The following is a 23,569-nucleotide window of genomic DNA, read 5'->3' on the forward strand; positions in this document are numbered from 1 at the left end:
GGTGTGGGGTGTTCTGTACGGGTTCAGGGAATCAGGAGGTGCTCAGCGGCAGACCGGGCGGGTTGATCTCGCTGCGCCGGACGGCCTCGTCGGAGAGGTTCCAGGCGGCGAGCCACTTCGCGTACTGGCCACCGTCGATGAGGTGGTTGATCGCCCCGGCGAGCGGCTTCGCGAGACCGCTGTCCTTCTTCGCCGTCGCGGCGATGAGGCCCTGGAGCTCGGCGCCCGCTCCCGAGTACGTCCCCGCGCTGCGCGTGGCGCGCGGGGTGCCCTCGGTGGTGCGGACGTGGTAGGCGATGGCGGGGTTGGGGCCGAAGTAGGCGTCGATCTTCTTGCCGCTGAGCGCGAGGTAGGTGCCGTTGTTGTCCGGGTAGTGCTTGACGGTGAGCTTCTTGCCCTCGTCCTCGAGCTGCTTCTGCCAGTCGAGCAGGATGCGTTCCTGGTTGGTCCCCGAGCTGACGGCGACGGTCTTGCCCGCGAGCACCTTGTAGTCGCCGGTGAAGCTCCAGTCGTCGGACTTGTTCGTCTCGAAGGCGAGGTTGTCCTGCCGGTAGGAGGCGAACTCGTACTTGCGCTTGCGCTCCTCGGTGTCGGTGACGTTGGAGAAGGCGACGTCGACCTTGCCGCTGTCGACTCCGAGGAACATGTTCTCCCACGTCGAGTTGCGGACCACGGGCTTGAGGCCGAGGGTCGCGGCGACGAGGCGGCCGAGGTCGGCCTCGGAGCCCGTGAGGGTCTTCTGGTCGCTGCCGATGAAGTTGAGCGGCGGCGAGCCGGCGGGCAGGGCGCCCACGCCGATGACGAGTTCGCCCTTGTCCCTGATCTTCTTCGGCAGCTGGGCGCGCAGCGAGGCGACGGTGGGGACCTTGAGCGCCGCGGGCTTCGCCGCGCCGTTGGAGAGCGCGCCGATGCCCACCTCGCCCGGCGCGGCCCCGGCGACGGCGGCCGCGGGCTCCGCGTCGTCGCCGCAGGCGGTGAGGCTCGCGGCGAGCGGGACGAGGGCGAGGGCGGCCAGCAAGGTGGTGCGGCGGTGGCGGCTGCGGGGCGTGGGCATGACGGCGGGGTCCTTGTCGGTGAGGGTGGCGGGTACGGGAGCGGACGGACGGCGGGGGCGCCCCGCGGCACGGGACGCGGCGCCCTCGCGTCACAGCACTTTGCGGAGGAAGTCCTGGGTGCGGGGGTGGGAGGGGTGGTCCAGGACCTGCGCGGGCGGGCCCTGTTCGACGACGCGGCCCTCGTCGAGGAAGACGACGTGGTCGGCGACCTCGCGGGCGAAGCCGATCTCGTGCGTGACGACGACGAGTGTCGTGCCGCTCGTGGCGAGGTCGCGGATGACGGCGAGTACCTCGCCGACGAGTTCGGGGTCGAGCGCCGACGTGGGCTCGTCGAAGAGCACCACTTCGGGGCGGAGGGCGAGGGCCCGGGCGATGGCGACGCGCTGCTGCTGGCCGCCGGAGAGCTGCCGCGGGTAGGCGCCGGCGCGCTGGGCGAGCCCGACCCTGGCGAGCAGGTCGCGGGCGAGGTCCTTCGCCTCGTCCTTGCCGAGCCGCCCGGTGGCGACGGGCGCGGCGGCGACGTTGTCGAGCACCGTGAGGTGCGGGAAGAGGTTGAAGTTCTGGAAGACGAAACCGATCCGGCCGCGCTGGGCGAGGATCGCGCGCTCACTCAGCTCCTTGAGCCGCCCCTTGTGCCTGCGGACGCCGATGAGTTCACCCGCGAGCCGGACGTGCCCGGCCTCGGGCTTCTCCAGGTGGTTGACGACACGCAGGAGCGTCGACTTGCCCGAGCCCGAGGGGCCGAGGATGACGGTCACCTCGCCGCGGCGCACGGTCAGGCTCACCCCTTTGAGCACCTGCTGCGCCCCGTACCACTTCTGCACCTCGTGGATCTCGACGGCGGGCGGTGCCTGTGCCGCCGGTGTGGTCGTGCTCTCGGCGGGCGTCGTCGTGGTGGTGCTCACAGTGCGGCCTCCTTACGGACCCGGGCGCGCAGCTCGCGGGCGGACGCGCGCAGTTTCTGGAGCGGGGTCGGCGGCAGGGTGCGCAGGGCGCCGCGCGAGGAGCGGCGTTCCACGTAGAACTGCGCGATCGAGACGAGGCTCGTCAGGAGCACGTACCAGACGGTCGCGACGAGCAGGAGCGGCACGATGTCGCCCGGGTAGGTGGAGCCGAGGCTCTGCACCGAGCCGAAGAGGTCGAGCAGCGAGACGTAGAAGACCAGGGACGTGCTCTTGACGAGGCCGATGAGCTGGTTGACGTAGCCGGGCACGATGGCGCGCAGGGCCTGCGGGAGGACGATGCGCAGGAACTGGAAGCGGCGGGGCAGGCCGAGGGCCGCGGCCGCCTCGTGCTGGCCCTGGTCGACGGAGAGCAGTCCCGCGCGTACCACTTCGGCGGCGTAGGCGGCCTCGTTGAGACTCAGGCCGAGGACGGCGATCGCCATGTCGGTCGCCAGGCGGCTCTCGTCGAAGGTGAAGAAGGCGGGGCCGAAGGGGACGCCGAGGCTCAGGGTCTGGTAGAGCGCGCTGAAGTTGTAGAGGAAGAGCAGCAGCACGATGAGCGGCGTCGAGCGCAGGAGCCAGATGTACGTCCAGCTCACCGCCCGCAGGACCGGGCTGCGCGAGAGCCTGCCGAGCGCGAGCACCACTCCGCCGAGCAGGCCGAGCACGGCGGAGAGCGCGGTCACCTCCAGCGTGATGAGGAGCCCGTCGAGAATCGTCGGCCGCAGGAACCAGTAGGCGAAGCGGTCCCACTGGTAGAAGGGGTTCGTGACGAGCCCGTGCACCACCTGCGCGGCGAGCACGAGGACGACGGCCGTCGCGAGCCAGCGCCAGGGGTGGCGCAGCGGGAGGACACGCTCGGAGACGGGCGGCCCGGTGGGGGCCGGCTCGCCTTCCTCCGGGGGCACTTGGTCCTTCGCGTGCGCCTCGTCACGCGGCTCGGGTACGGGCTGGGGTGGGCGGACCGGGGTGACGGCGGACCCTGGCGGTTCGCTCATAGGGGGCTCCTGCGGAGGGCAGCGGCGCACGCCGGTGGGCGGACGCGTACGAAGGGAGCGCCACCGGCGCGGGGCCGGGTGCGGAGAAGGGGGCGGGGCCCGGCGACGACCGCCCGCGGGGCGCGCGGGGGCGGGCTGGGCGAGGTGGTGCGGGGTGCTGAGGGGGTGCGGGGTGCTGAGGGGGTGCGGGAGCGCCTCGGGCGGTACGGGGCGGAGCGGCCTTGCGGCCGGCCGCTCCCGTGGCGGTGTGCCGACCGGAGCGCGGCCGGTGCGGCCGAGCGCGGCCGGGCCGCGGTCCGCCTGCCGGGTCAGGCGCGCGGGCTCGGGCTCAGCGGGTGACGCGCGCGGGGCGCGGGAAACACGGACACAGGGCGCTGTTGACGCGCAGCAGGTCGACGGGCCGGTTGAGGAAGGGCGCGAGGCGGCCGCGGTGCCGGGAGACTGCGGACTGAGCCCGCATCGCCGACCACCTTCTTCCCTCGTTCGTCGTTCCCGTCTGCGGCGTAAGGTAGGCAGCCCGGCGCGAAGCTGTCAACGGCGCCCCGCATCGTGGACAACTCGGCGCCGCGGACGGGTGGTTCGCGGGGGTCGCCGCGCCTTCCGCGCGGGCGGCGGCCCGGCCCGTACGATGGCGCGCGTGTCCCGCCGCCCGCGCCCCGCGCCCCACGGTCCCCCGGTGCTGCTGCTCGCGGTGCTGCTCGGGCTCCTCGCGATGCACGGCCTCGCAGGTGCCCCGGAGCCGCGGGCCACGGCCGCGCGAACGCACCACCCGGCGACGGCGGCACACCCCCTCCTCGCCCACGGACCGCACCGCTCCCCCGCCGCCTGCCCCGAGGACTCGCGCGGGCACCTCGCCCACGCCGACGGCACGTGCGCGGCGGCCGGTACGGCGGGCACGTACGCGCCGCCCGTGCCGGGGAGCGCGCCGCTCCTCGCGGCGCCGCGCCCGTGCGGCGCGGCGGGGACCGTGACCGGCGAGGACGCCTGCCGGGCGCCGCCGGAACTCTCCAGGCTCCAGCTCCTGCGGATATAGGCCCGACGCACGCCGCGGCACGCCACCGGCGGCCCGCGGCGCCCGTGCCCGTACCCGCAGGAACCACGGACACCGCACGCCACGGGCCGCGCCCGGCGTGCGGGGAGGAGTCGTACCACCATGCACCCCACTCGGCACACCGCCCGCCGTCTCACCGCCCGCCGCCGCACCGCTCTCGCGCTCGCCGCGACGGCGGCCCTCGCCCTCACGGCCTGCGGGGCGAAGGACACCCCGCACGCGGACCCGCACCCGCACGGCGGGGGACCGAGCGCGAGCCCGGCCGCCCACAACGCCGCGGATTCCGCCTTCGCGCGCGAGATGATCCCGCACCACCGCCAGGCCCTGGAGATGACGGACCTCGCCGACGGGCGGGCCGCGTCCCCGGCCGTGCGGAACCTCGCCGCGGAGATCGCGAAGGCGCAGGGGCCGGAGATCACGACGCTCGAAGGGTGGCTCACCTCGTGGGGCGAGCAGGTGCCCGGCGCGATGCACCACTCCGGGGAGCACGTCATGGCGGGAATGATGAGCGAGGCGGACATGAAGGGCCTGGCGAAAGCCCGGGGCGCCGCCTTCGACGCGGCGTTCCTGCGGCTGATGATCCGCCACCACGAGGGCGCGGTGACGATGGCGGGGACCGAGCGCGAGGAGGGCGTCCACGGTCCGGCGAAGGCGCTCGCACGGCGGATCGTGAGGACGCAGACCGCGGAGATCGCGACGATGCGGAAGCTGAGCGCCGGGCGGGACTGAGGCCGGGGGCCGCCGCGTTCCCCGCCCCGGGGGGGGGCCGGGCGCGGCGGCCCCGCGGTCCGGGCTCAGCCCGCGTCGAGCAAGCGCTCCACGAGGTCCCGCCATCCCGCCTCGATCCGCTCCCCGCTCACGCCGCGTTCGGTCATCAGGTGGTGCACGAGCACCGCGTCGATCGAGGCGAGCAGCGTGTGGGCCTGGAGGAGCGTGTCCCCCGCGCCGCCCGCCTCGCGCAGCAGCATCGCGAGGTGGGCCTCGCGCAGGCGTACGGCCGGGATCGTGTAGGCGCGCTCGGGGTCGTCGCGGGTGGCGCGCACGACGTCGTAGAACGAGCGGTCGTGTGCGATGAGGGCGGGCCCGAAGGCGAGCAGCCGCTCGCGCGGCGGGGCGTCGGGACCGAGCGGCGGCGGGCCACTGAGGAAGGCGGCCTGGAGGCGGGACTCGCGGTGGTCGAGGAGGGCGGCGAAGAGACCGGCGCGGCTGCCGAAGCGGCGGAAGACCGTGCCCTTGCCGACCCCGGCGGCCGCGGCGACCGCGTCCATCGTCAGGCGTTCGGCGCCGCACGTGTCCATGAGGGCCGACGCGGCGTCGAGGAGCAGCCCCTTGTTGCGTACGGCATCGGCGCGCAGCCCGGGGGCGGGGGCGAGCACCGGCAGCCCGTTCCCGCTCTCCTCGGGGGGCCGAATGTTGCGCGTCATGAACTCACGGTAACGCTTTTCCCCTGAAGTGGACCCCAGTCCGGATAAGTGTTACAACTTTCAACGGACCACGGTCCGCTTAGCCGCGACCCCTCCCGCGAGGGGAAGTGTCACACATCCGTGGTCATGCCACGTACCACCTCCCTTCTCAGGAGTTCCCCATGTCCGTCCGCATCCTCGCCCTCGTCGGCAGCCTCCGCGCCGGCTCCCACAACCGTCAGCTCGCCGAGGCGGCCGTGCGGCACGCCCCCGAGGGCGTCGAGGTCATCGTCTTCGACGGTCTCGCCGATGTCCCGTTCTACAACGAGGACATCGACGTGGAGGGCCAGGTCCCGGCCGCCGCCACGAAGCTGCGCGAGGCCGCCGCTTCCGCCGACGCCTTCCTGCTCTTCTCGCCCGAGTACAACGGCACCATGCCCGCCGTCCTGAAGAACTCCATCGACTGGCTGTCCCGCCCCTACGGCGCCGGCGCCCTCAGCGGCAAGCCCGTCGCCGTCGTCGGCACCGCCTTCGGCCAGTACGGCGGCGTGTGGGCCCAGGACGACGCCCGCAAGGCCGCCGGGATCGCCGGTGGCGTGGTCCTGGAGGACGTCAAGCTGTCCATCCCCGGCTCCGTGACCCGCTTCGCCGAGCTGCACCCGGCCGACGACACCGAGGTCGTCGACGGGCTCGTCAAGACCCTCGCCTCGGTCGCCGAGAAGGCCACCCCGGCCGCGGCCTGACGCCTCGCGGTCCGGGGCGCCGGGGCCGAGCCCCGGCGCCCCGGCCGCGCGACTACCCTCGCTGCATGCGTCTCCCCACCCCGGAACAGATCGAAGACCTGCACAAGCGCCACGCCCCCACCGCCGACGCGTACGCGAGCGTGCACCGGCACTGCGGGATCGTGTGGCGGATCGCCGAGGGGCTCATCGCCGCCTCGGGCGTCTCCGTGGACGCGGACCTCGTCCGGGCGGGCTGCCTGCTCCACGACATCGGTGTGTACCGCCTGGACGAGGACGCCGAGACGGGCGAGCTGGGCCAGGGCCACTACATCCGCCACGGCATCCTCGGCCACCGGCTCCTCGCCGCCGAGGGCTGGCCCGAGGGGCTGTGCCGCTTCTGCTCCTGCCACACCGGGGTCGGCCTCACCCGCGCCGACATCGAGACCCAGCACCTCCCCCTGCCGCCCGGCGACTACGTGGCCCGCACCGACGAGGAACGCCTCGTGATGTACGCGGACAAGTTCCACTCCAAATCGCGCGGCGGCCGCTTCCACACGGCCGAGGGCTACGCCCGTCTCGTCTCCCGCTTCGGGCCCGGCAAGGACGAGGAGTTCGCCTCGCTGCGCGCCCGGTTCGGCGAGCCGGACGTGGCGGCGCTGGCGGCGGAGTTCGGGGACCCGGTACGGGACTGAGGACGGCGGGCGCGAGGCGGACAGGGAGGGACCGCCCCCCGGCTCACACCTCCCCGTACGCCTCCCCGCCGAGCGTCAGCTCGGCCGTGCCCGCCGTCGCGTCGGCGAGCCAGGCGCGGAAGGCGTCGAGTTCCGTGCCGGGGATGCCGAGGTCGATGCTGACCCGCTCCCCGTACCGCACGCCGCGCACCGAACGGCCCGTCGAGCGCAGGTCGTTCTCGATCTTCCCGGCGCGCTGGTGGTCGACCGTGACGGTCACGAGGCGGTAGCGGCGGCGGGTGACGGTGCCGAGGCGGTCGAGTGTCTCGCCCACGACACCGCCGTACGCGCGGATGAGGCCGCCCGCGCCGAGCTTGACCCCGCCGTAGTAGCGCGTGACGACGGCCGCGACGTAGCGCAGTTCACGGCGCGTGAGCATCTGGAGCATGGGCACGCCCGCCGTCCCGCCCGGCTCCCCGTCGTCGCTCGCCTTCTGCACCGAGGCGTCGGCCCCGAGCACGTACGCCCAGCAGTTGTGCGTCGCGTCCGCGTGCGCGGCGCGCACCCGCGCGAGGAACGCCTGCGCCTCGGCCTCGTCGGCCACCGGGGCGAGGGTGCACAGGAAACGCGACCGGTTGATCTCGGTCTCGTGGCTGCCCTCCCGGGCCAGGGTGAGGTACTCGTCCTGAGGCATTGCCCCAGCGTATGCGGCCTGCGGGAATCGCTCGCGGCGGGTCGGTGTTCCCGCTCACACGGACGCGAGCGAGCAGGAGGTGCCGGATGTACGGCGACGACGAGACGGTGCGGGACATCCTCACGGGGACCGGTGACACATGGGCCGTGGTCGGGCTCTCGAACAACACCGCGCGCGCCGCGTACGGCGTGGCCCGGGTCCTTCAGCAGTTCGGCAAACGGATCGTTCCCGTCCACCCCAAGGCGGAGACCGTCCACGGCGAGCGGGGATACGCGAGCCTGGAGGACATCCCCTTCCCCGTGGACGTGGTCGACGTCTTCGTCAACAGCGAGCAGGCGGGCGCGGTGGCCGACGCGGCGGTCGCGAAGGGCGCGAAGGCGGTGTGGTTCCAGCTCGGCGTGATCGACGAGGCGGCCTACGCGCGTACCAGGCAAGCGGGCCTCGGCATGGTGATGGACCGCTGCCCCGCCATCGAGATCCCGCGGCTCGGTGCCTAGGCGCCCGGCACCTCGATGCCCAGGCCCTCCACGACCACCGCGCCCGGCAGCTGCGCGAACGCCTTGCCGGGCAGGAGGAGTTTGCCGCGGCGGCGGCCGCTGCCGACGAGGACGTACGGGAGGTCGGCGACCGCGGCGTCGATCAGGAGCGACCAGCCGACGGGGAGGCCGACAGGGGTGACACCGCCGTACTCCATGCCGGTCTCGCCCGTCGCGAAGTCCATCGGCGCGAAGGAGGCTTTGCGGGCGTTGAGCTGCTTGCGCACGACGCCGTTGATGTCCACGCGGGTGTGCGAGAGGACGACGCAGGCGGCGTGCGAACGGGCCTCGCCCCTGCGCCCGGTGACGACGAGGCAGTTCGCCGAGTTCTCCAGGAGTTCGCGCCCGTAGCGCTCGACGAAGGCGGCGGTGTCCGCCCACCGCGGGTCGGTGTCCACCCAGTACACCTCCTCGGCGGGGACCGGGCCCGCCCAGTGGCGGATCGCGCGGGCGACGGGCTCGACGAGGACGTCGAGGGCCTCGGGAGCGGTACGGACGTCGGTGAAGTTCCCCAGAGGTGCGCGCATGGGCGGCACGGTAGCAGTCGCTGCTTCTCGTACGGGATCACGGACGCTCTCGTCGTGGTACGTGCGCGGGGGTGCGGGAGTCCCGGTCCGGACGGTCCCGTCGCCGCGGGCCGCGGGAACGCGACCGCCGGGACACCGCGGTGTGGCGCGTCCCCGCGACCGCGTGGCCCTCAGTCCCGCCGCCGCTCCCGCTCGCGCCCTCGCGCGCGCTCCCGCTCGGCGAGGCGTTCGAGGCCCGCGAGCTGCTCGGCGTCGAGCGAGGCGAGTGCCGCGAGCCGGGCCGCGCTCGCCTCGCGCGGCAGGGGGACGGGCGCGGGCGTGCGCAGCGGCGGCTGCCAGCCCGTGGCCTCGTCCCAGCGGCGTACGACGCGCGCGGGCGCCCCCGCGACGACCGCGTGGTCGGGGACCGTGCCGCGGACGACGGAGCCCGCGGCGACCACGACGTTGCGGCCGAGGTGCGCGCCGGGGAGGATCACCGCGCCCGTGCCGATCCAGGAGCCCGCGCCGATCGTGACCGGGGCGCGGCGCGGCCACTGCTTGCCGACCGGCTGGTGCGGGTCGTCGTAGCTGTGGTTGGTCGACGTGACGTAGACGTACGGGCCGAAGAAGGCCTCGTCGCCGATGGTGACGGGCGCGTCGGCCACGACGTGACTGCCCCTGCCCAGGACGACGCCGTTGCCGAGGCACAGGACGGGGTCGGGGCCGAGCGTCTCGCCGGGGCCGAGCGGCAGCATCCCTGCGGTGAGGGTCACCTGCTCGGCGATGATGCAGTGCGCGCCGAGGCGTATCCAGCGCTCGTTGAAGATCGTGCCCTGCGGGAAGGCGAGCCGGGTGCCCTCGCCGATCGCCCCGAAGCGCAGCCGCCCGTGCGCGTGCGCGGTGACGGCGCCCGCCTCGCGCAGCAGGCGCCAGCCGCTCTGCGCGGCACGGTGCGCGAGGGCGCGCGGCCAGTGGGCGGGCGGGGGCAGGGGCTTGCGGTTGCGCGGCACGGACTTACCGTACTCACGAGTAGCCTCGGCGGCGCGGCCGGGTTCTGTGATCTTCGACCCAGCGCGCCCGCTCCGCTCAGCGCACCTCGGCCGCGTGGGTCCTGGCGAGGTCGCGGTAGACGGCGGCGTTGAGCGCGATGCCCTCGCGCTCCTCGGCGGTCAGCTCGCGGCGCACCTTGGCGGGGACGCCCGCGACGAGGGAACCCGGCGGCACCTCCATGCCCTGCGGGACGAGCGCCTGCGCGGCGACGAGGGAACCCGCGCCGACGCGCGCGCCGTTGAGGACGGTGGCGCCCATGCCGACGAGGACGTCGTCCTCGACGACGCAGCCGTGCAGGACGGCGTTGTGCCCGACCGAGACGCCGCTGCCGACGCGGACGGGGAAGCCGGGATCGGCGTGGACCGTGCAGTTGTCCTGCACGTTGCTGCCCGGGCCGATCGTGATGCTGTCCGCGTCCCCGCGCAGCACCGTGTGGTACCAGACGCTCGCCTCCGCCTCCAGGCGGACCGCGCCGAGCACGACGGAGGTCGGCGCGGTGAAGGCGGCGGGATCGACCTCGGGGCTGCGGCCCCCGACGGGCGAGACGAGGGCGTCGGTCATGCGGGGGTCTCCTGGGTCTGCTCGGGCTCGGGTCCTGCCGCCGCGGCGGACGCGGGCCCGGCGGCGGCGGGGTCAGCGACGGTGGCGGTGGCAGGCTGCGCGGCGGCGGTGGGGGCCGCGGCCTCCGTACCGGCTCCGGCACCTTCCGTACCCGCCGCACCGCCGAGGATCTTCTCCGCCGCCGCGCCCTTCGCCCGCTGCCTGGCCGCGCGGCGCTTCATGAAGAGGAGCGAGAGGGCGCCGATGAGGAGGGCGGCGAGCAGCGCGAGCCAGGAGAAGCGGCTGAGCCACTCCTCGGCGACCTTGCCGAGCGTGTAGACGACGGCCGTGGTCCCGCCCGCCCAGGCGATGCCGCCGAGCAGGTTGGCGATGAGGAACTTCCAGTACGGCATGTGCAGGACACCCGCGATGGGGCCGGCGAAGATGCGGAGCAGCGCGATGAAGCGGCCGAAGAAGACGGCCCACATGCCCCAGCGGTGGAAGGAACTCTCGGCCGCTTCCACGTTCTGGGCGCTGAAGTGCTTGGGGAACTTCTGTTCCAGCTTGGCGATGAGGGGCCGCCCGCCCTTGCGCCCGATCGCGTACCCGATCGAGTCGCCCACGACGGCCCCGGCGACGGCGCAGGCCCCGAGCACGTACGGGTTGATGTGGCCGTGCTGCGAGGCGAGCACGGCGGAAGAGACGAGCACGACCTCACCGGGCAGCGGAATCCCGAGGCTCTCGACACCGATCACCGCCGCGACGACGATGTACACGGCGATGGCGGGGACGGTCTCCAGCCACTCCTGGACGTGCACCGTGTTGCCTCCCAGACATTTCTCACGCGGGTTACGCGGAACGCGCGGACACTTCACGCCACGCCCGACGCGGTGCGCTCGGCGGGCAGCCTACTGGATGAGACAAACGTGAGAAGCCGCCCCGGTGTTCCCGCGGGGAAGCCCGTGACGTGCCCCGCTCCCGTGTCACGACCCGGTCTCGCCCGCGCCCTCCCCGTGGCGCGCACGACGCGCCGCGGCCTAGGGTCTCGATCATGTGGCCAGACGAACAGCCGCCAGGGGGCGAGCACAACCCGCGGACACCGCCCGACGGTCCGTGGCAGCAAGGCGCGGGGCAGGCGGGACAGACAGGGCAGGGCGCCGGTGGGTACGGGCAACCGCAGCCCGGCACCGGCGGGGGCTACGGGCAGCCTCAACCCGGCACCGGCGGCGGATACGGGCAGCCTCAGCCCGGCCCGTACGGGCAGCCGGGGGGCTACGGCACCCCCGGCCCGTACCAGCAGCCGGGCCCGTACCAGCAGCAGCCCGCCTACGGGTACCCGCCGCAGCAGCCCTACGGCGGCACCGGCGGCCCTGCCGGTCCCGGTGACGGCAAGGGCGGGAAGAACAGCAAGCGCACGACCGTGATCGTCGCCGTCGTCTGCGCCGTCGCTGTCATCGCCGCGGCGGGCGGCACCGCCGCGTACGTCGTCGGGAAGCGGGACGACAGGAAGACCGTCGCCGACGACGGCAAGAAGTCCCCCTCGCCGACCGCGTCCTCGCACAAGCCGAGCCCCAAGCCGAGCCCGTCCTCGCGCAACGCCGGCCGCGAGGAGGCGACGATCCCGGGCTGGCAGGTGGTCGCGAACCCGAAGTTCGGCGCGGTCTTCGAGGTCCCGGCCGACTGGGAGGTCGAGATGGCCGACGCCAGTCGCGGCTACGGGTGGCCGGACAAGAAGGAGCCGATGGGCGAGGGCAGTGTCACCGTCAACCGGCCCGCGTACTTCACGTCCGACTGGTGCAGCTATGTCGACAAGGAGGACGGGAAGCAGGAGAAGTCCCTCGGGCTCGTCGGCACGCGTGGCGAGCAGGGCGCCCAGAGCACCGACCAGGCCGCCGAGTCGCGCGTGCCCTGGTGGATCTTCGGCGGCTACACGCAGCCGGACAAGAAGAGCGTGAAGCAGGAGAAGCCGAAGCCGTACACGACGAAGTCCGGGCTGACCGGAAGCGTGGCGCGCTCCTGGTCCGAGAACGCCCCCAAGAAGAACAAGTGCTCAAGCGACGGCAAGGCGATCGTCTTCGCCTTCAAGAACGGCGCCGGGGACTACGTGAGCTGGGACTTCAGCGGGCCGAGCGGCGTCGAGGGCGAGGTGCCCGAGGAGCTGATCCAGCGCATCCTGAGCACGGTCAGGCTGACGAAGACGCCGCCGAAGCCGATGGACTGAGGAACGGGCGGTGCGGGGGGACCGAGCGGTCCCCCCGCACGGGGGCGAAGGGAATTGCCAGGGGGTCCCGCCTGTGGGGATAGTCTCCGCGTGAGCACTACACCCCCGATCTCCCCGACGCCAGGGGCGCCCCCTTCCGCACGTCGCGGGCCCGAGTGGGCCGGACGCAACTACACGCTGCTGACGGCCGCGGCCGTCGTCAGCAACCTCGGGAGCCAGGGCGCGCTCATCGCGAGCGCGTTCGCCGTGCTCGACGCGGGCGGGGACACCGGGGACGTGGGGCTCGTGGCGGCGGCGCGCACGCTGCCGCTCGTCGTCTTCCTGCTCGTGGGCGGCGCGCTCGCCGACCGGCTGCCCCGGCACCACGTGATGGTCGCCGCCAACAGCCTCAACTGCGTCTCGCAGGGGCTGTTCGCCGTCCTCGTGCTCACCGGGCACGCCCAGGTGTGGTCGATGATGCTGCTCGCCGCTCTCGGCGGCACGGGGACCGCCTTCTTCTCGCCCGCCTCCGAGGGCATGCTCCTCGCCTCCGTGCACGGACCGCAGGCGAGCCGCGCCTTCGCCTTCTACCGCGTCGCGATGCACGGTGCGGGGATCGGCGGCGCCGCGCTGGGCGGCGGCCTCGTCGCGCTCATCGGGCCCGGCTGGGTCCTCGCCGTCGACGCGGCGGCCTTCGCCGCCGCGGGCGCCCTTCGCGCGCTGCTCGATGTCGAGAAGATCCCGCGACGCGAGGGCGACAGGTCCTCGCTCCTGCGGGATCTGCGCGAGGGCTGGCGCGAGGTGACCGGGCGCCCGTGGCTGTGGTCGATCGTGCTCCAGTTCGCCGTGGTCAACGCGGTCGTCGGCGCCGCCGAGGCGGTGTACGGGCCGCTCGTCGCGAAGGACCACCTCGGCGGTCCGGGCCCCTGGGGCACGGCGCTCGCCGGGTTCGGCGCGGGCACCCTGCTCGGGGCGCTCGCCATGATGCGGTGGCGGCCCCGGCGGCCGCTGCTCGCGGGCACGCTGTGCGTGCTGCCGCTCGCGCTGCCCTCGGCGGCGCTCGCCGTGCCGCTGCCGGTCGCGGGCCTCTTCGTGGTGATGTTCCTGAGCGGGTGCTGTGTCGAGGTCTTCGGGGTCTCGTGGATGACGGTGCTCCACCAGGAGATCCCCGAGGACAAGTTCTCGCGCGTGTCCTCGTACGACTGGCTCGGCTCGCTCGCGATGCTACCGCTCGCGACCGCGATCGCGGGTCCCGTGGAGTCGGCGGTGGGGCGCTCGGCGGCGCTGTGGGGCTGTTCGGTCCTGATCCTGCTCCTGACGCTCGCTGTGCTGTGCGTGCCGGAGGTACGGAACCTGCGGCGCGCGCCGCGGCAGGCGTCCGCGCCGGTGCTGCCGACGCCGGAGGAGGGGCTGCCCGAGACGGTGACGACGCTGGGGGACGAACGCCCGGGGACCTGATCAGCCGACCTGGAAGGTGCCGCCGGGCGGGAGCGGAGAAGGGGTGCTCCCGCCGTCGTGGACGGGGCGCGCCGTGCCCCGCAGCGCCCCGATGGCGTCGGGGTCGTCGACGAGCCGGGCGGGGAAGGCGTCCTGGGCGCAACGGCGGGCGAGCCCCTCGGTGACGAGCGGGGCGGTGGAGGCGAGGACGACGAGGTTCCCGAAGCGGCGCCCGCGCAGCACGGCGGGCTCGGCGAGGAGCGCGAGGTGCGGGAAGGCGGTGCCGAGGGTCGCGAGCTGGGCGGCGAGGAAGGCGAAGGGCGCGGAGTCGGCGAGGTTGGCGAGGTAGAGGCCGCCGGGGCGCAGCACGCGGGCGGCCTCGCGCGCGTACCCGGTCGTCGTGAGGTGTCCGGGCACGGAGGACCCGCCGAAGACGTCGGCGACGAGGACGTCCGCGCTGTGCTCCGGCGCCCGCTCCAGCCAGGCGCGCGCGTCCTCGACGTGCACGGCGGCGCCGGGGACCGCGGGGAACTCCTCGGCGACGAGCGCGGCGAGCCCCCGGTCGGCCTCGACGACGTCCTGTCGCGAGCCCGGCCTCGTGGCGGCGAGGTACCGGGGCAGGGTGAGCGCGCCGCCACCGAGGTGCACGGCGTCGAGCGGGGCCCCTTCGGGCGCGGCCAGGTCGAGCGCGTGCCCCATCCGCCGCGTGTACTCGAACTCAAGGTACGTGGGCGCGTCGAGGTCGACGTACGACTGCGGCGCCTCGTCCACGGTGAGCAGCCAGGCCCGGTCCCGGTCGACATCGGGCAGCAACCGCGCGACACCGTGGTCGACGAGACGGCGGACGGGGAGGGGTTCGGAGGCGCTCACGAAGACCATTGTGCCGGGCGCCGCCTGGGAGACCTGCCTCACGCCCCACCGCGCTTACGGCGCCGGGCCCCCGCCAGGGGGGCGGCGTCCAGCCCCTCCGGCGCTTGAGGAGCGGGGTCCGGGGCCGGGGCCCGGGGGCGGAGCCCGGGAATCCGGGGCCGGGGCGGAGCCCCGCGAGGCGGACCCCGTCCCGGGGTGACCACACCTCCCGCCAATTCGGTTACGCTCCGGGAATGTTCGACGAAGTCGAAATCCGCCCTGCTCGCGGAGTCCGGCTGCTCTTCTCGCCGTGGGCGCGGCTCACCCTCCTCCTCGCCCTTCTCGGCACCGGCGCCGCGCTCGTCCTGAGCCACGACCCCCGCGCCCTCCTCACCGGCACGCTCTCGCACCAGTTCACCGGCGGCGCCGCCGTGGCCGCCTTCGCCCTGGCCTACGGCGTCTGCACGGCCGCGTTCGTGCCGCGCCCGGTCCTCAATCTGCTCGCCGGCGCGCTGTTCGGGAGCGCCTTCGGGCTCGGTGCGGCGGTCGCGGGTTCGGTGCTCGGCGCCGGGCTCGCCTTCGGACTCGGCCGCATGCTCGGCCAGGACGCCCTGCGCCCGCTCCTGCGGACGAGATGGCTGCGCGCGGCCGACGGCCAGCTCAGCAGGCACGGCTTCCGCACGACCCTGGCGCTGCGTCTCTTCCCCGGGCTGCCCTACTGGGGCGTCAACTACTGCGCGGCCGTGGCCCGCACCCGGTGGCTGCCGTTCCTGCTCGCGACGGCGATCGGGGTCGTACCGAACACGGCGGCGTACGTCGTGGCGGGGAGCCGGGCCGCGACACCGGGCTCGCCCGTCTTCCTCCTGGCCGTGGGCTTCGTCGTCGTGACGGCGCTCGGCGGGGGTCTCGTCGGCTGGCGGCGCAGGCACCGGATGCGCGGTGACGGCGGGAGCGACGACGAGGCCCGCGAGCTGGTCGGGGCGGGCGGCAGGCGTTGACACCCCATTGGCCCACGCTTCGGCTCGCGTTCACCTGTCCGTACCCTCACGTGCCCTACGCTCACCGCGACCGGCGCATGATCGTCTCTCCCTCCCCGGGCCCCACGGCGGCGGCGGTTGACCACCTCCGGCCGGGGCCTGCCGCTCCCGGTCCCGTACCGAACGACTGTGGGACGGCTGCGCGTTCATGTCTTGGTTCGAATCCTTCATTCTCGGTCTGGTCCAGGGCCTGACCGAGTTCCTCCCGATCTCCTCCAGCGCGCACCTGCGGCTCGCGGCCGCCTTCGCGGGCTGGCACGACCCGGGCGCGGCGTTCACCGCGATCACCCAGATCGGTACGGAGTGCGCGGTGATCCTGTACTTCCGCAAAGACATCGGGCGGATCATCGGCGCGTGGTTCAGGTCCCTGACGAGCCGTGAGGCCAGGAGCGACCACGACGCGAAGATGGGCTGGCTCGTCATCGTCGGCTCGATCCCGATCGGGGTGCTGGGCATCACGCTCCAGGACCAGATCGAGGGCCCGTTCCGCGATCTGCGGCTCATCGCCACGACGCTCGTCGTCATGGGTCTCGTCCTCGGCTTCGCCGACTTCCTGGCGGCGCGCGACGAGAACGGCGGCAGGCACCGCGCGGGCGGTCAGCGCAAGACGCTCGACGACCTCGGGGTGCGGGACGGCCTCATCTACGGCTGCTGCCAGGCGCTCGCGCTGATCCCCGGCGTCTCGCGCTCGGGCGCGACGATCAGCGGTGGTCTGCTCATGGGCTACACGCGCGCCGCCGCCGCCCGGTACTCCTTCCTGCTCGCGATCCCGGCCGTGCTCGCCTCGGGCATCTTCGAACTGAAGGACGCGGGCGAGGGACACGTGTCCTGGGGCCCGACGCTCTTCGCGACGGTCATCGCCTTCGCGGTGGGGTACGCGGTCATCGCGTGGTTCATGTCGTACATCTCGCACCGGACCTTCCTCCCCTTCGTGATCTACCGCATCGCCCTCGGCCTCGTGCTCTTCGGCCTCGTGCAGAGCGGGGCCCTGAGCCCGCACGCGGGCGAGTCGGCCGGCTGACCGGCCACCCGGTGGCGCGCAGCGCGTCGGCGCAGCTCAGCGGGGGTGCGCGGGGCGGGAGCCGGGGACACGGGCGGCGAAATGAGGCCGAGATCACAAAAGCCGCCCACAAGGGTGGGTTTGAGGGGTGATCAAGCAGGTCAGGAGGGTCGGGCGCCCGCCCTCGGAGGCCACGAACGGTGCTGACGAGGCAGCGGTCCGTCACCTTCACCCCCTAGGCTGGGACACATGTCCGCCAATCCACTCACTCCGGCTCAGCCCGCCCGTTCCGCCGCCGCCGTCAACGAGGAGATCCGCAGCCTGTGGCTGCGCGCGGGCGGCCACCTCACGGCGGAGCAGCGCGTCGAGTACGAGCGGCTCATCACCGAGTGGGCCGCGGCGGTACGCCGCGAGGTCGTCCCGGCGGCCTGAGGCGGGGCCCGGTCCGCCGTCCACCCCACTCCCCGGTCCCGCACCCCTCCCCGGCCGCGCTCACGCCTCCTCGCGTGCCGCCCCCGCCCGCCGCGCGCTCCGCGCCATCGCGCGCAGCCCCTCCAGGTGCGCTTCGAGCGCCCGGCGGCCCGCCGCGGTGAGCGAGAGCCACGTACGCGGCCTGCGCCCCACGTAGCCCTTGCGCACCCGTACGTACCCGGCGTCGGCGAGCGCGGTCGCGATGCGGCTCACGCTCGCGTCGGAGAGTCCGGCGTAGTCCCGTACGGCGCCGAACTCCGCCTCGGCGCAGCCGGAGAGGAAGGCCGCGACGGTCAGCCGCGTCGGGTGCTGGAGGTGCGGGTCGAGCCCGTCGGGCGTCGTCATCCGGCGTCCGCCGCACGCCGTGCCGCGCGGGCCCGCGCGTCGTGCAGGGCGGTCTGTGTCCACAGCGTCGCCCCGAGGAGGACACCGGCGGCGAGGGCCCCGGCGGTCCTGCCGAAGGGCAGCGCGAGGAGCCAGCCCGCCCCGTAGAGCGCCGCCTGCACGAGGGTGGGCGTCAGGCGCTGCCAGGTGGTGCCGCCGTCCCCCGGCCACGCGAGGACGCGCGAGCGCCGTACCGCGACGTAGTGCGCGACCACGAAAGCGGCGGCGAGCGCGCACAGGAGCGCTCCCGCGAGGTCGCCCGCGCGCGCGGGCCAGGGGGCGCCGCCGAGGGCGAAGACCGCCGCGCCGAGCACGCCGCGCGCGGGCGCGAACCAGCGCGGCCACGGCTGCGGCACCCGCGCCGCCGCCCGCGCCCGCTCGGCGAGGTGCAGCGTCCGCTCCGCGTATTTCGTGGTCCCCGGCTCCGGTCCGTTCGACACCGCGTTTCCCCCTGGTCGTCGTGTGCTGCCCGTCCCCTCAGATTGGCACATACTTTTGCGTGGCAAAAGTACTTCGCGGTAAGGGAGTTGTCCCGCTGCGAGGGGCAAGCGGTGCGGAAACCGTGACGGCGCGGGCCGAGCGCCTCAGGCGCGCAGCGCCGCCTCCAGGCGGGTCAGCGAGTCCACGCTCCAGTCGGCCGCCGCGCGCACCGTCGCGTCCTCGGCCCACCAGTGCCCCCAGGGGCCGCGGCGCAGGTGGGCGACGCGGAGCCCGGCGGCCTTGGCGGGGAAGACGTCGTGCGCGGGATGGTCGCCCACGTACACCGTCTCCGCGGGTTCGGTGCCCGCCTCCTTGAGCACGCGCGCGAAGAAGTCGGGCGACGGTTTGGCGAGGCCCCACTCCTCGGAGGTGGCCAGGAGGTCCACGGGCAGATCGAGGTCGCGCAGGAGCTGGCCCGCGCGCACGGTCTGGTTGCCCACGACGAGGACGCGGTGGCCACGCTCGCGCAGGGCGGCGAGGGCGGGGCGCACATCGGGGTAGAGGTCGCTCTCGTCGAGGTACTCGCCCCTGCCCACGACGTCGCGCGCCTGCCGGGCCCCCGCGACGTCGATGCCGGGCCGCAGCAGGCGCAGCGCGTCGTCGTGGTCGCCCCCGGCCGCCACGGCGGCGCCGACGAGGGCGGAGACCGTGTGCCTGGGCACGCCCAGCCAGTCGGCCCAGCCCGCCCAGTACCGGTCGTCCTTGACCAGGGTCTCGCCGATGTCGAACACGATCGTCTCGTTCATCCGCGCAGCGTACGAGCATCCGCGCGAGGCACGGCCCGGGCGCGCCGCCCGCCGGGGACACGCGGCACGGCCGGGTGCGCGGCCCGCCCGCGACACACCGCTCCCCCAAGAGAAGGTAAAAAAACGAAACGGTTTCGTTCACCATGCAGCCGCTCCGGGAGGCCTCCCGCCCCCCATGAGCTGCGTATTCCCGATATTCCCCGCCAATGCGGGTGACGCGTGTCTCAATGGTGGCGAGGCAGGCTGTTGGAAGCGACTCGACGCAAGCCTTACGGTGGCGTACGAAACGGTTTCGTTTCCCAGGTGGCCCGCTCACGGGCCCCACCGTCCCGCGCCGCCCCACCGGCGCAGTTCCCCGTCCCGTCAGCGTTTCCCGACGCGCCCTGGAGCACCAGTCCATGAGTGAATCCACGCAGACCCTCGGTCAGCCGGTGGACCGGTCGCCGGCCCCCGCCGGTGCCGGAACTTCGCCCGCCGCACCCGAGAAGTCCTCCAACCACCGCTGGTGGGTGCTGGGTGTCATCGCCCTCGCCCAGCTGATGGTCGTTCTGGACGCGACCATCGTCAACATCGCCCTGCCCTCCGCGCAGAAGGCGCTCGCCTTCAGCGACGGCAACCGGCAGTGGGTCGTGACGGCCTACGCCCTGTCCTTCGGCAGCCTCCTGCTGCTCGGCGGCAGGCTCGCCGACCTCCTCGGCCGCAAGACCGTCTTCCTCACGGGTGTCGTCGGCTTCGCGGGCGCGTCCGCGCTCGCGGGCGCCGCGCAGAACTTCGAGGTCCTCGTCACGGGCCGCGTCCTCCAGGGCGTCTTCGGGGCGCTCCTCGCCCCGGCCGCGCTCGCGCTGCTCAACACGACCTTCACCGACGCCAAGGAGCGCGCCCGCGCCTTCGGCATCTACGGCGCGATCGCGGGTGCGGGCGGCGGCATCGGGCTGCTCCTCGGCGGCGTGCTCACCGAGCACCTCAGCTGGCGCTGGACCCTCTACGTCAACCTGATCATCGCGGTGTTCGCGCTGATCGGCGGCATCATCTTCCTCGGCCGCAGCACCGTCAAGGAGCGCCCGAAGCTCGACGTGCCCGGCACCGTGCTCGCCTCTGCCGGTCTCTTCGGCCTCGTCTACGGCTTCTCGAACGCCGAGACGCACGACTGGTCCTCGCCGATGACGTGGGGCTTCCTCTCCGGCGCCGCCGTCGTGCTCGCCGCCTTCGCCTGGTGGCAGACCCGCACGGCGCACCCGCTGCTCCCGCTGCGCGTCCTCGCCGACCGCGACCGGGGCGCCTCGTTCATCCTGGTCGCGATCTCCAGCATGGGCATGTTCGGCGTTTTCCTCTTCCTGACGTACTACCTCCAGGCCTCGCTCGGCTTCACGCCGGTCAAGACCGGTCTCGCCTTCCTGCCGATGATCGGCGCCCTGATGGTGACGGCCCAGCTCTCCACCAACATGCTGCTGCCCCGCGTCGGCCCCCGGCCGATCGTCCCGCTCGGCATGCTGATGGCCTCCGGCGGTCTCGTCTGGATGACCGGTCTCGACCTGAGCAGCACCTACGCGGCGAACGTGCTGCCCCCGCTGATCCTCATGGGCCTCGGCCTCGGCCTCGTCATGCCGCCCGCGATGAGCCTCGCGACGAGCCGTATCGCGGCGAACGACGCGGGTGCCGGCTCGGCAGCCGTCAACACGATGCAGCAGGTCGGCGGCGCCATCGGCACCGCGCTGCTCAACACGCTGGCCGCGAGCGCGGCGACCAGCTACCTCGTGGGCAAGCGGCCGAGCCCCGGCGTCCTCGCCCAGGCCCAGCTGGAGAGCTACTCGACCGCTTACTGGTGGTCGGCCGGCTTCTTCGCGGCGGGCGCGGTCATCGCGGCACTCATGTACCGCAGCGGTCGCCCCGACCTGAGCACCGGCAGCGACGAAGGCGCGCCCACGGTGCACATGTGACAGCCCCGCGCCGGAGGAACCTCCCCCGGCGGCACGGGCACGAACTCCCCGGGCGCGCATGAGCGGGCTCGCCCGGGGACCACGCCGGAAGCCACGTGGGGACGGAGGCCCAACCGGCGGCAAAGGCCCGGACCCCTCGCTGCGGCAGCAGCCGCCGGGGTGTCCGGGTCTTCGGCGTAGGCGAAACGCGCGGCACCGTTTCCCCTACCGCCCGCTCCGTACCCCGTACCGTGCGCTAGACCAGCGCCCCCACCTCCTCCGCCGCCAGGACGACACGCTCGCACAGCTCCTGGGTCTCCAGGGCGTCGCGCGCGCTGAGCGGCGTGCCGGTCGCGACCGCGTCGAGGAAGGCTTCGACGCACTGCTCGATGCCGCGCTGACGGGCCACCGGGGTCCAGTCGCCGCGGCGGCGGACGGTCGGCTGGCCGCGGTGGTCGGTGATCTCGGCGAGATCGCGCACGACGCGCTTGGTGTCCTGGCCCGAGACCTCCAGGACCTCCTCCGTCGAGCCGCTCACGCGATTCATGATCCCGAGCGCGGTGAAGCCGGGCCCCGCGAGCTGGAGCACGACGTGCGAGAGGAGGCCGTCCTCGGTCGCGCGGGCGTGCACACGCACCTCGTCGGGGGTGCCGGGGACGAGGAAGCGGAGCGTGTCGACGACGTGGATGAAATCGTCGAGCACGAAGGTACGGGCTCGCTCGGGCAGCCCGTGCCGGTTCTTCTGGAGCACGATCAGGTCGCGCGGGTGCTCCAGGCACTGGGCGTAGCCGGGCGCGTAACGGCGGTTGAAGCCGACCATCAGCGGGACGCCCCTCCCCTCGGCGAGGTCCGCGAGGCGCCGCGCCTGCTTCAGCTCGTACGCGAGCGGCTTGTCGACGTACGTGGGCACCCCGGCCTCCACGAGCCGGCTCACGAGCGCCGGATGGGCCTCGGTCGCCGCGTGCACGAGCACCGCGTCGGGCCGCGCGGCGAGCACCCCGTCGAGACCGGCGTGCCGTCGCTCCGGCGGTACGCGGTACTGGGCGCCGAACCGCGCGAGGCGCTCCGGGTTCCGCGTGCACAGGTGCAGTTCCGTGTCCGCCCTGGCCCCGAGCACCGGCAGGTACGCCTTCTCGGCTATGTCCCCGAGCCCCACGCACGCGATCTTCACGGCACCACCTCTCCGAGCCCGCGCGGGCCCGCTGCCCGCCCCTCCGGGCGCGCTCGCAGCTTAAGGGGACGGGGGGCGGGGCGCGCGGCCGGGCGTGGCAGGGTGTCACCCATGCCGCGTACCCGCCCCACCGGTGCCGTCTTCTTCGACGTCGACGGCACCCTCGTGCCCGGTACGAGTTCCGCCGCCCACCTCGCCGCCTCGCTCGGCCACCACGCGGCGCTCGCCGCCGCCGAGGAGGCGTGCGCGCGGGGCGAGGTGGACAACCGCTGGGTCGCCGACCGGGACGTACGCAGCTGGGCCGGCGTCCCGGTCGCCGAAGTGGCCCGGCTGCTGCGGGAGTTGCCGCTCGTCGCGGGGATCGCGGAAACCCTGGCGTGGTGCCGGGAGCACGGCCTCGTACCGGTGCTCGCGACGCTCGCGTGGACCCCGGTCGGCGCGCACCTGACGGAGCGCTTCGGCTTCCACGCGTACGACGGACCGCGCCCCGCGCACAGCGGCGGGCGGTACACGGGGCGCGTCGCGCGGCACTTCGACGAGTACGACAAGCGCGAGGCCGCCCTCGCGCGGGCCGCGGCGCTCGGCCTCGCGCCCGGGGACTGCGCCGCGATCGGCGACAGCCGCTCCGATCTGCCGCTCTTCGCCGCGACCGGGCTGAGCATCGCCTTCAACGGCTCGGCCGAGGCGCGCGCGGCGGCGGACGTCGCCGTGGACGGCGCCGATCTGCGCGCGGTGCTGCCGCTCCTGGAGGCGTGGCTCCGTCAGTAGGCGAGCCCGGCCGCCGCGCGCGTGGCGGCGTCGAACTCCACGTACTCGATGACGGCCCCGCCCGGGTGCCGTACGACGAGGTTGCGGCCGGTGGGCACGTCGCGGGGCTGCGCGAGGATCTCGGCGCCCTCGCGCGCGGCGCCGTCGAGCACCGGGCCGAGCGCGTCCACGACGACCGTGGCCTGGGTGGCGCGGACGGGGGCGAGGGCCTCGGGCGCTCCCGCGAGGAGCAGGAAGCCGCCGACGGCGGCGAGTTCGATGCCCCGGTGGGTGAAGCGGAGGCGTGGTTCCTCGCCCGTCAGGGCGCGGAAGACGGGGAGGGCGGTGTCGAGGTCGTCGACGTACATGCGGGCGAAGGTGGCGAGCACGGTCATGCGACCACTGTGCCTCGCGTCAGCGCGCGGGACGCCACCACCCCACTCGTCCGGTGGACTTCGGGCCTCTCGGCTTGGTGCGGCGGGGCGCGGCTCCGCACAGTGGCGGGGTGCGAATGACGAGAACCGCAGCCGGGGTACTGCTCGCCCTCGCGGGCGCGGCGCTGTCCGGGTGTGTGACCGTGCGCGAGGCGGCGAAGGAACCGGCCGAGCCGGTGCCGCGGACGAGCCTGGCCGTGCCGGGCGCGCTCACCGCCTCCACGACCCCGCTGCCGAGCGCCGACACCGACCGCGAGGCCCACTCCGCGGGACACCGCGAGGACCCTGCGCCTCCTCGGCCGGCCCCTCCCCCGCCCCGCCCGGCACCGCCCCGCGCCCACCCGCGGCCCCAGGCGCCGCCACCGCCGCCCCCGCGCCGCCCCGCCCCGCAGGGCGAGCGGCGCGCGGCGAAGCCCCCGGCGGCGCAGGGGGGAGGCGACGTGTGCGCCCTGGGCCGTACGTACGGCGGCTGGCCGGCCGACAGCCCGCAGGCCCGGATCTGCCGGGACGCGTACGGGGGGTGAGCG

29 protein-coding genes are annotated in these 23,569 nt (G+C 74.3%); 13 read left to right on the top strand and 16 right to left on the bottom strand.

Features of this window, described 5'->3' with window-relative positions:
- Nucleotides 1-31: 31 nt before the first annotated feature.
- From ACQYWQ_RS02510 to ACQYWQ_RS02525, 4 genes are all read right to left on the bottom strand, one after another.
- Nucleotides 32-1,054, bottom strand: a complete 1,023-nt coding sequence (locus ACQYWQ_RS02510) for a transporter substrate-binding domain-containing protein (RefSeq protein WP_431032226.1) — start codon at nt 1,052-1,054, stop codon at nt 32-34.
- Nucleotides 1,055-1,144: 90 nt separating this feature from the next.
- Entirely contained in the window at nt 1,145-1,960 is an 816-nt protein-coding gene (locus tag ACQYWQ_RS02515; RefSeq protein WP_431032227.1) for an amino acid ABC transporter ATP-binding protein, read from the bottom strand.
- Complete coding sequence (locus tag ACQYWQ_RS02520; RefSeq protein ID WP_431032228.1) at nt 1,957-2,997, bottom strand: amino acid ABC transporter permease; 1,041 nt, start codon at nt 2,995-2,997, stop codon at nt 1,957-1,959. Before ACQYWQ_RS02520 ends, ACQYWQ_RS02515 begins: the two co-directional genes overlap by 4 nt.
- Before the next feature lie 328 nt (nt 2,998-3,325).
- Nucleotides 3,326-3,457 (bottom strand): hypothetical protein, encoded by a 132-nt coding sequence (locus ACQYWQ_RS02525; protein WP_431032229.1) that lies wholly within the window; start codon nt 3,455-3,457, stop codon nt 3,326-3,328.
- A gap of 168 nt (nt 3,458-3,625) precedes the next feature.
- Between ACQYWQ_RS02525 and ACQYWQ_RS02530 the strand changes: the two genes are divergently transcribed.
- On the top strand, nt 3,626-4,030 hold the full coding sequence (locus ACQYWQ_RS02530; protein ID WP_431032230.1) for a DUF6153 family protein: 405 nt from the start codon (nt 3,626-3,628) through the stop codon (nt 4,028-4,030).
- A 120-nt stretch (nt 4,031-4,150) separates the two neighbouring features.
- On the top strand, nt 4,151-4,777 hold the full coding sequence (locus tag ACQYWQ_RS02535) for a DUF305 domain-containing protein (protein WP_431032231.1): 627 nt from the start codon (nt 4,151-4,153) through the stop codon (nt 4,775-4,777).
- A 65-nt stretch (nt 4,778-4,842) separates the two neighbouring features.
- Here ACQYWQ_RS02535 and ACQYWQ_RS02540 read toward each other — a convergent pair whose 3' ends face one another.
- On the bottom strand, nt 4,843-5,472 hold the full coding sequence (locus tag ACQYWQ_RS02540) for a TetR/AcrR family transcriptional regulator (RefSeq protein WP_431032232.1): 630 nt from the start codon (nt 5,470-5,472) through the stop codon (nt 4,843-4,845).
- 161 nt (nt 5,473-5,633) lie between these two features.
- Between ACQYWQ_RS02540 and ACQYWQ_RS02545 the strand changes: the two genes are divergently transcribed.
- Both ACQYWQ_RS02545 and ACQYWQ_RS02550 read left to right on the top strand, forming a co-directional pair.
- Nucleotides 5,634-6,194, top strand: a complete 561-nt coding sequence (locus tag ACQYWQ_RS02545) for an NAD(P)H-dependent oxidoreductase (protein WP_431032233.1) — start codon at nt 5,634-5,636, stop codon at nt 6,192-6,194.
- A 65-nt stretch (nt 6,195-6,259) separates the two neighbouring features.
- Nucleotides 6,260-6,865: an HD domain-containing protein gene (locus ACQYWQ_RS02550; protein WP_431032234.1), complete on the top strand. Its 606-nt coding sequence runs from the start codon at nt 6,260-6,262 to the stop codon at nt 6,863-6,865.
- Between the two features lie 43 nt (nt 6,866-6,908).
- Here ACQYWQ_RS02550 and ACQYWQ_RS02555 read toward each other — a convergent pair whose 3' ends face one another.
- Nucleotides 6,909-7,538 carry a YigZ family protein gene (locus tag ACQYWQ_RS02555; RefSeq protein ID WP_431032235.1) on the bottom strand — a complete coding sequence of 210 codons (630 nt, stop codon included), beginning with the start codon at nt 7,536-7,538 and terminating at the stop codon, nt 6,909-6,911.
- A gap of 86 nt (nt 7,539-7,624) precedes the next feature.
- On the opposite strand from ACQYWQ_RS02555, the gene ACQYWQ_RS02560 reads away from it, so the two are divergent.
- On the top strand, nt 7,625-8,035 hold the full coding sequence (locus tag ACQYWQ_RS02560; protein ID WP_431032236.1) for a CoA-binding protein: 411 nt from the start codon (nt 7,625-7,627) through the stop codon (nt 8,033-8,035).
- Here the strand turns inward: ACQYWQ_RS02560 and ACQYWQ_RS02565 are convergent.
- The 4 genes from ACQYWQ_RS02565 to ACQYWQ_RS02580 form a co-directional block, all read right to left on the bottom strand.
- Entirely contained in the window at nt 8,032-8,601 is a 570-nt protein-coding gene (locus tag ACQYWQ_RS02565) for a YbaK/EbsC family protein (RefSeq protein WP_431032237.1), read from the bottom strand. The two genes, ACQYWQ_RS02560 and ACQYWQ_RS02565, sit on opposite strands and share 4 nt — an antisense overlap.
- 170 nt (nt 8,602-8,771) lie before the next feature.
- The gene (locus ACQYWQ_RS02570; protein WP_431032238.1) at nt 8,772-9,590 is read right to left on the bottom strand and encodes an acyltransferase; all 819 of its coding nucleotides are present in this window, start codon (nt 9,588-9,590) and stop codon (nt 8,772-8,774) included.
- A gap of 76 nt (nt 9,591-9,666) precedes the next feature.
- Nucleotides 9,667-10,191: a gamma carbonic anhydrase family protein gene (locus tag ACQYWQ_RS02575; protein WP_431032239.1), complete on the bottom strand. Its 525-nt coding sequence runs from the start codon at nt 10,189-10,191 to the stop codon at nt 9,667-9,669.
- Nucleotides 10,188-10,988 (bottom strand): DedA family protein, encoded by an 801-nt coding sequence (locus tag ACQYWQ_RS02580; protein ID WP_431032240.1) that lies wholly within the window; start codon nt 10,986-10,988, stop codon nt 10,188-10,190. Before ACQYWQ_RS02580 ends, ACQYWQ_RS02575 begins: the two co-directional genes overlap by 4 nt.
- 233 nt (nt 10,989-11,221) lie before the next feature.
- Between ACQYWQ_RS02580 and ACQYWQ_RS02585 the strand changes: the two genes are divergently transcribed.
- Both ACQYWQ_RS02585 and ACQYWQ_RS02590 read left to right on the top strand, forming a co-directional pair.
- Nucleotides 11,222-12,391 (top strand): hypothetical protein, encoded by a 1,170-nt coding sequence (locus ACQYWQ_RS02585; protein ID WP_431032241.1) that lies wholly within the window; start codon nt 11,222-11,224, stop codon nt 12,389-12,391.
- 90 nt (nt 12,392-12,481) lie between these two features.
- Nucleotides 12,482-13,828: an MFS transporter gene (locus tag ACQYWQ_RS02590; protein ID WP_431032242.1), complete on the top strand. Its 1,347-nt coding sequence runs from the start codon at nt 12,482-12,484 to the stop codon at nt 13,826-13,828.
- On the opposite strand, the gene ACQYWQ_RS02595 is transcribed toward ACQYWQ_RS02590, so the two are convergent.
- Nucleotides 13,829-14,677 (bottom strand): spermidine synthase, encoded by an 849-nt coding sequence (locus ACQYWQ_RS02595; RefSeq protein ID WP_431032243.1) that lies wholly within the window; start codon nt 14,675-14,677, stop codon nt 13,829-13,831.
- A gap of 233 nt (nt 14,678-14,910) precedes the next feature.
- Here ACQYWQ_RS02595 and ACQYWQ_RS02600 point away from each other — a divergent pair, with 233 nt between their 5' ends.
- The 3 genes from ACQYWQ_RS02600 (at nt 14,911) to ACQYWQ_RS02610 (ending at nt 17,125) form a co-directional block, all read left to right on the top strand.
- Nucleotides 14,911-15,654, top strand: coding sequence for a TVP38/TMEM64 family protein (locus ACQYWQ_RS02600; protein WP_431032244.1), 744 nt, complete (start codon nt 14,911-14,913; stop codon nt 15,652-15,654).
- Nucleotides 15,655-15,841: 187 nt separating this feature from the next.
- Nucleotides 15,842-16,714, top strand: coding sequence for an undecaprenyl-diphosphate phosphatase (locus tag ACQYWQ_RS02605; RefSeq protein WP_431032245.1), 873 nt, complete (start codon nt 15,842-15,844; stop codon nt 16,712-16,714).
- Between the two features lie 228 nt (nt 16,715-16,942).
- A complete protein-coding gene (locus ACQYWQ_RS02610; protein WP_007829623.1) occupies nt 16,943-17,125 on the top strand; it encodes a hypothetical protein in 183 nt (60 codons plus the stop codon).
- A 60-nt stretch (nt 17,126-17,185) separates the two neighbouring features.
- On the opposite strand, the gene ACQYWQ_RS02615 is transcribed toward ACQYWQ_RS02610, so the two are convergent.
- From ACQYWQ_RS02615 to ACQYWQ_RS02625, 3 genes are all read right to left on the bottom strand, one after another.
- The gene (locus ACQYWQ_RS02615; RefSeq protein ID WP_431032246.1) at nt 17,186-17,509 is read right to left on the bottom strand and encodes a transcriptional regulator; all 324 of its coding nucleotides are present in this window, start codon (nt 17,507-17,509) and stop codon (nt 17,186-17,188) included.
- Nucleotides 17,506-17,988, bottom strand: a complete 483-nt coding sequence (locus ACQYWQ_RS02620; RefSeq protein ID WP_431032247.1) for a hypothetical protein — start codon at nt 17,986-17,988, stop codon at nt 17,506-17,508. Before ACQYWQ_RS02620 ends, ACQYWQ_RS02615 begins: the two co-directional genes overlap by 4 nt.
- Nucleotides 17,989-18,132: 144 nt before the next feature.
- The gene (locus tag ACQYWQ_RS02625; protein WP_431032248.1) at nt 18,133-18,774 is read right to left on the bottom strand and encodes an HAD family hydrolase; all 642 of its coding nucleotides are present in this window, start codon (nt 18,772-18,774) and stop codon (nt 18,133-18,135) included.
- A gap of 398 nt (nt 18,775-19,172) precedes the next feature.
- On the opposite strand from ACQYWQ_RS02625, the gene ACQYWQ_RS02630 reads away from it, so the two are divergent.
- Nucleotides 19,173-20,711 carry a DHA2 family efflux MFS transporter permease subunit gene (locus ACQYWQ_RS02630; RefSeq protein WP_431032249.1) on the top strand — a complete coding sequence of 513 codons (1,539 nt, stop codon included), beginning with the start codon at nt 19,173-19,175 and terminating at the stop codon, nt 20,709-20,711.
- 235 nt (nt 20,712-20,946) lie between these two features.
- Here the strand turns inward: ACQYWQ_RS02630 and ACQYWQ_RS02635 are convergent, their stop codons facing one another.
- The gene (locus tag ACQYWQ_RS02635; protein WP_431032250.1) at nt 20,947-21,861 is read right to left on the bottom strand and encodes a Gfo/Idh/MocA family protein; all 915 of its coding nucleotides are present in this window, start codon (nt 21,859-21,861) and stop codon (nt 20,947-20,949) included.
- 111 nt (nt 21,862-21,972) lie between these two features.
- Here ACQYWQ_RS02635 and ACQYWQ_RS02640 point away from each other — a divergent pair, with 111 nt between their 5' ends.
- Nucleotides 21,973-22,629 carry an HAD family hydrolase gene (locus ACQYWQ_RS02640; protein ID WP_431032251.1) on the top strand — a complete coding sequence of 219 codons (657 nt, stop codon included), beginning with the start codon at nt 21,973-21,975 and terminating at the stop codon, nt 22,627-22,629.
- Here ACQYWQ_RS02640 and ACQYWQ_RS02645 read toward each other — a convergent pair.
- Nucleotides 22,623-23,003, bottom strand: a complete 381-nt coding sequence (locus tag ACQYWQ_RS02645) for a VOC family protein (protein WP_431032252.1) — start codon at nt 23,001-23,003, stop codon at nt 22,623-22,625. The two genes, ACQYWQ_RS02640 and ACQYWQ_RS02645, sit on opposite strands and share 7 nt — an antisense overlap.
- A gap of 116 nt (nt 23,004-23,119) precedes the next feature.
- On the opposite strand from ACQYWQ_RS02645, the gene ACQYWQ_RS02650 reads away from it, so the two are divergent.
- Nucleotides 23,120-23,566, top strand: a complete 447-nt coding sequence (locus ACQYWQ_RS02650) for a hypothetical protein (protein WP_431032253.1) — start codon at nt 23,120-23,122, stop codon at nt 23,564-23,566.
- The last annotated feature ends 3 nt before the right edge of the window (nt 23,567-23,569 follow it).

Source organism: Streptomyces sp. P6-2-1 (assembly GCF_050613165.1).
Classification (GTDB): Bacteria; Actinomycetota; Actinomycetes; order Streptomycetales; family Streptomycetaceae; genus Streptomyces.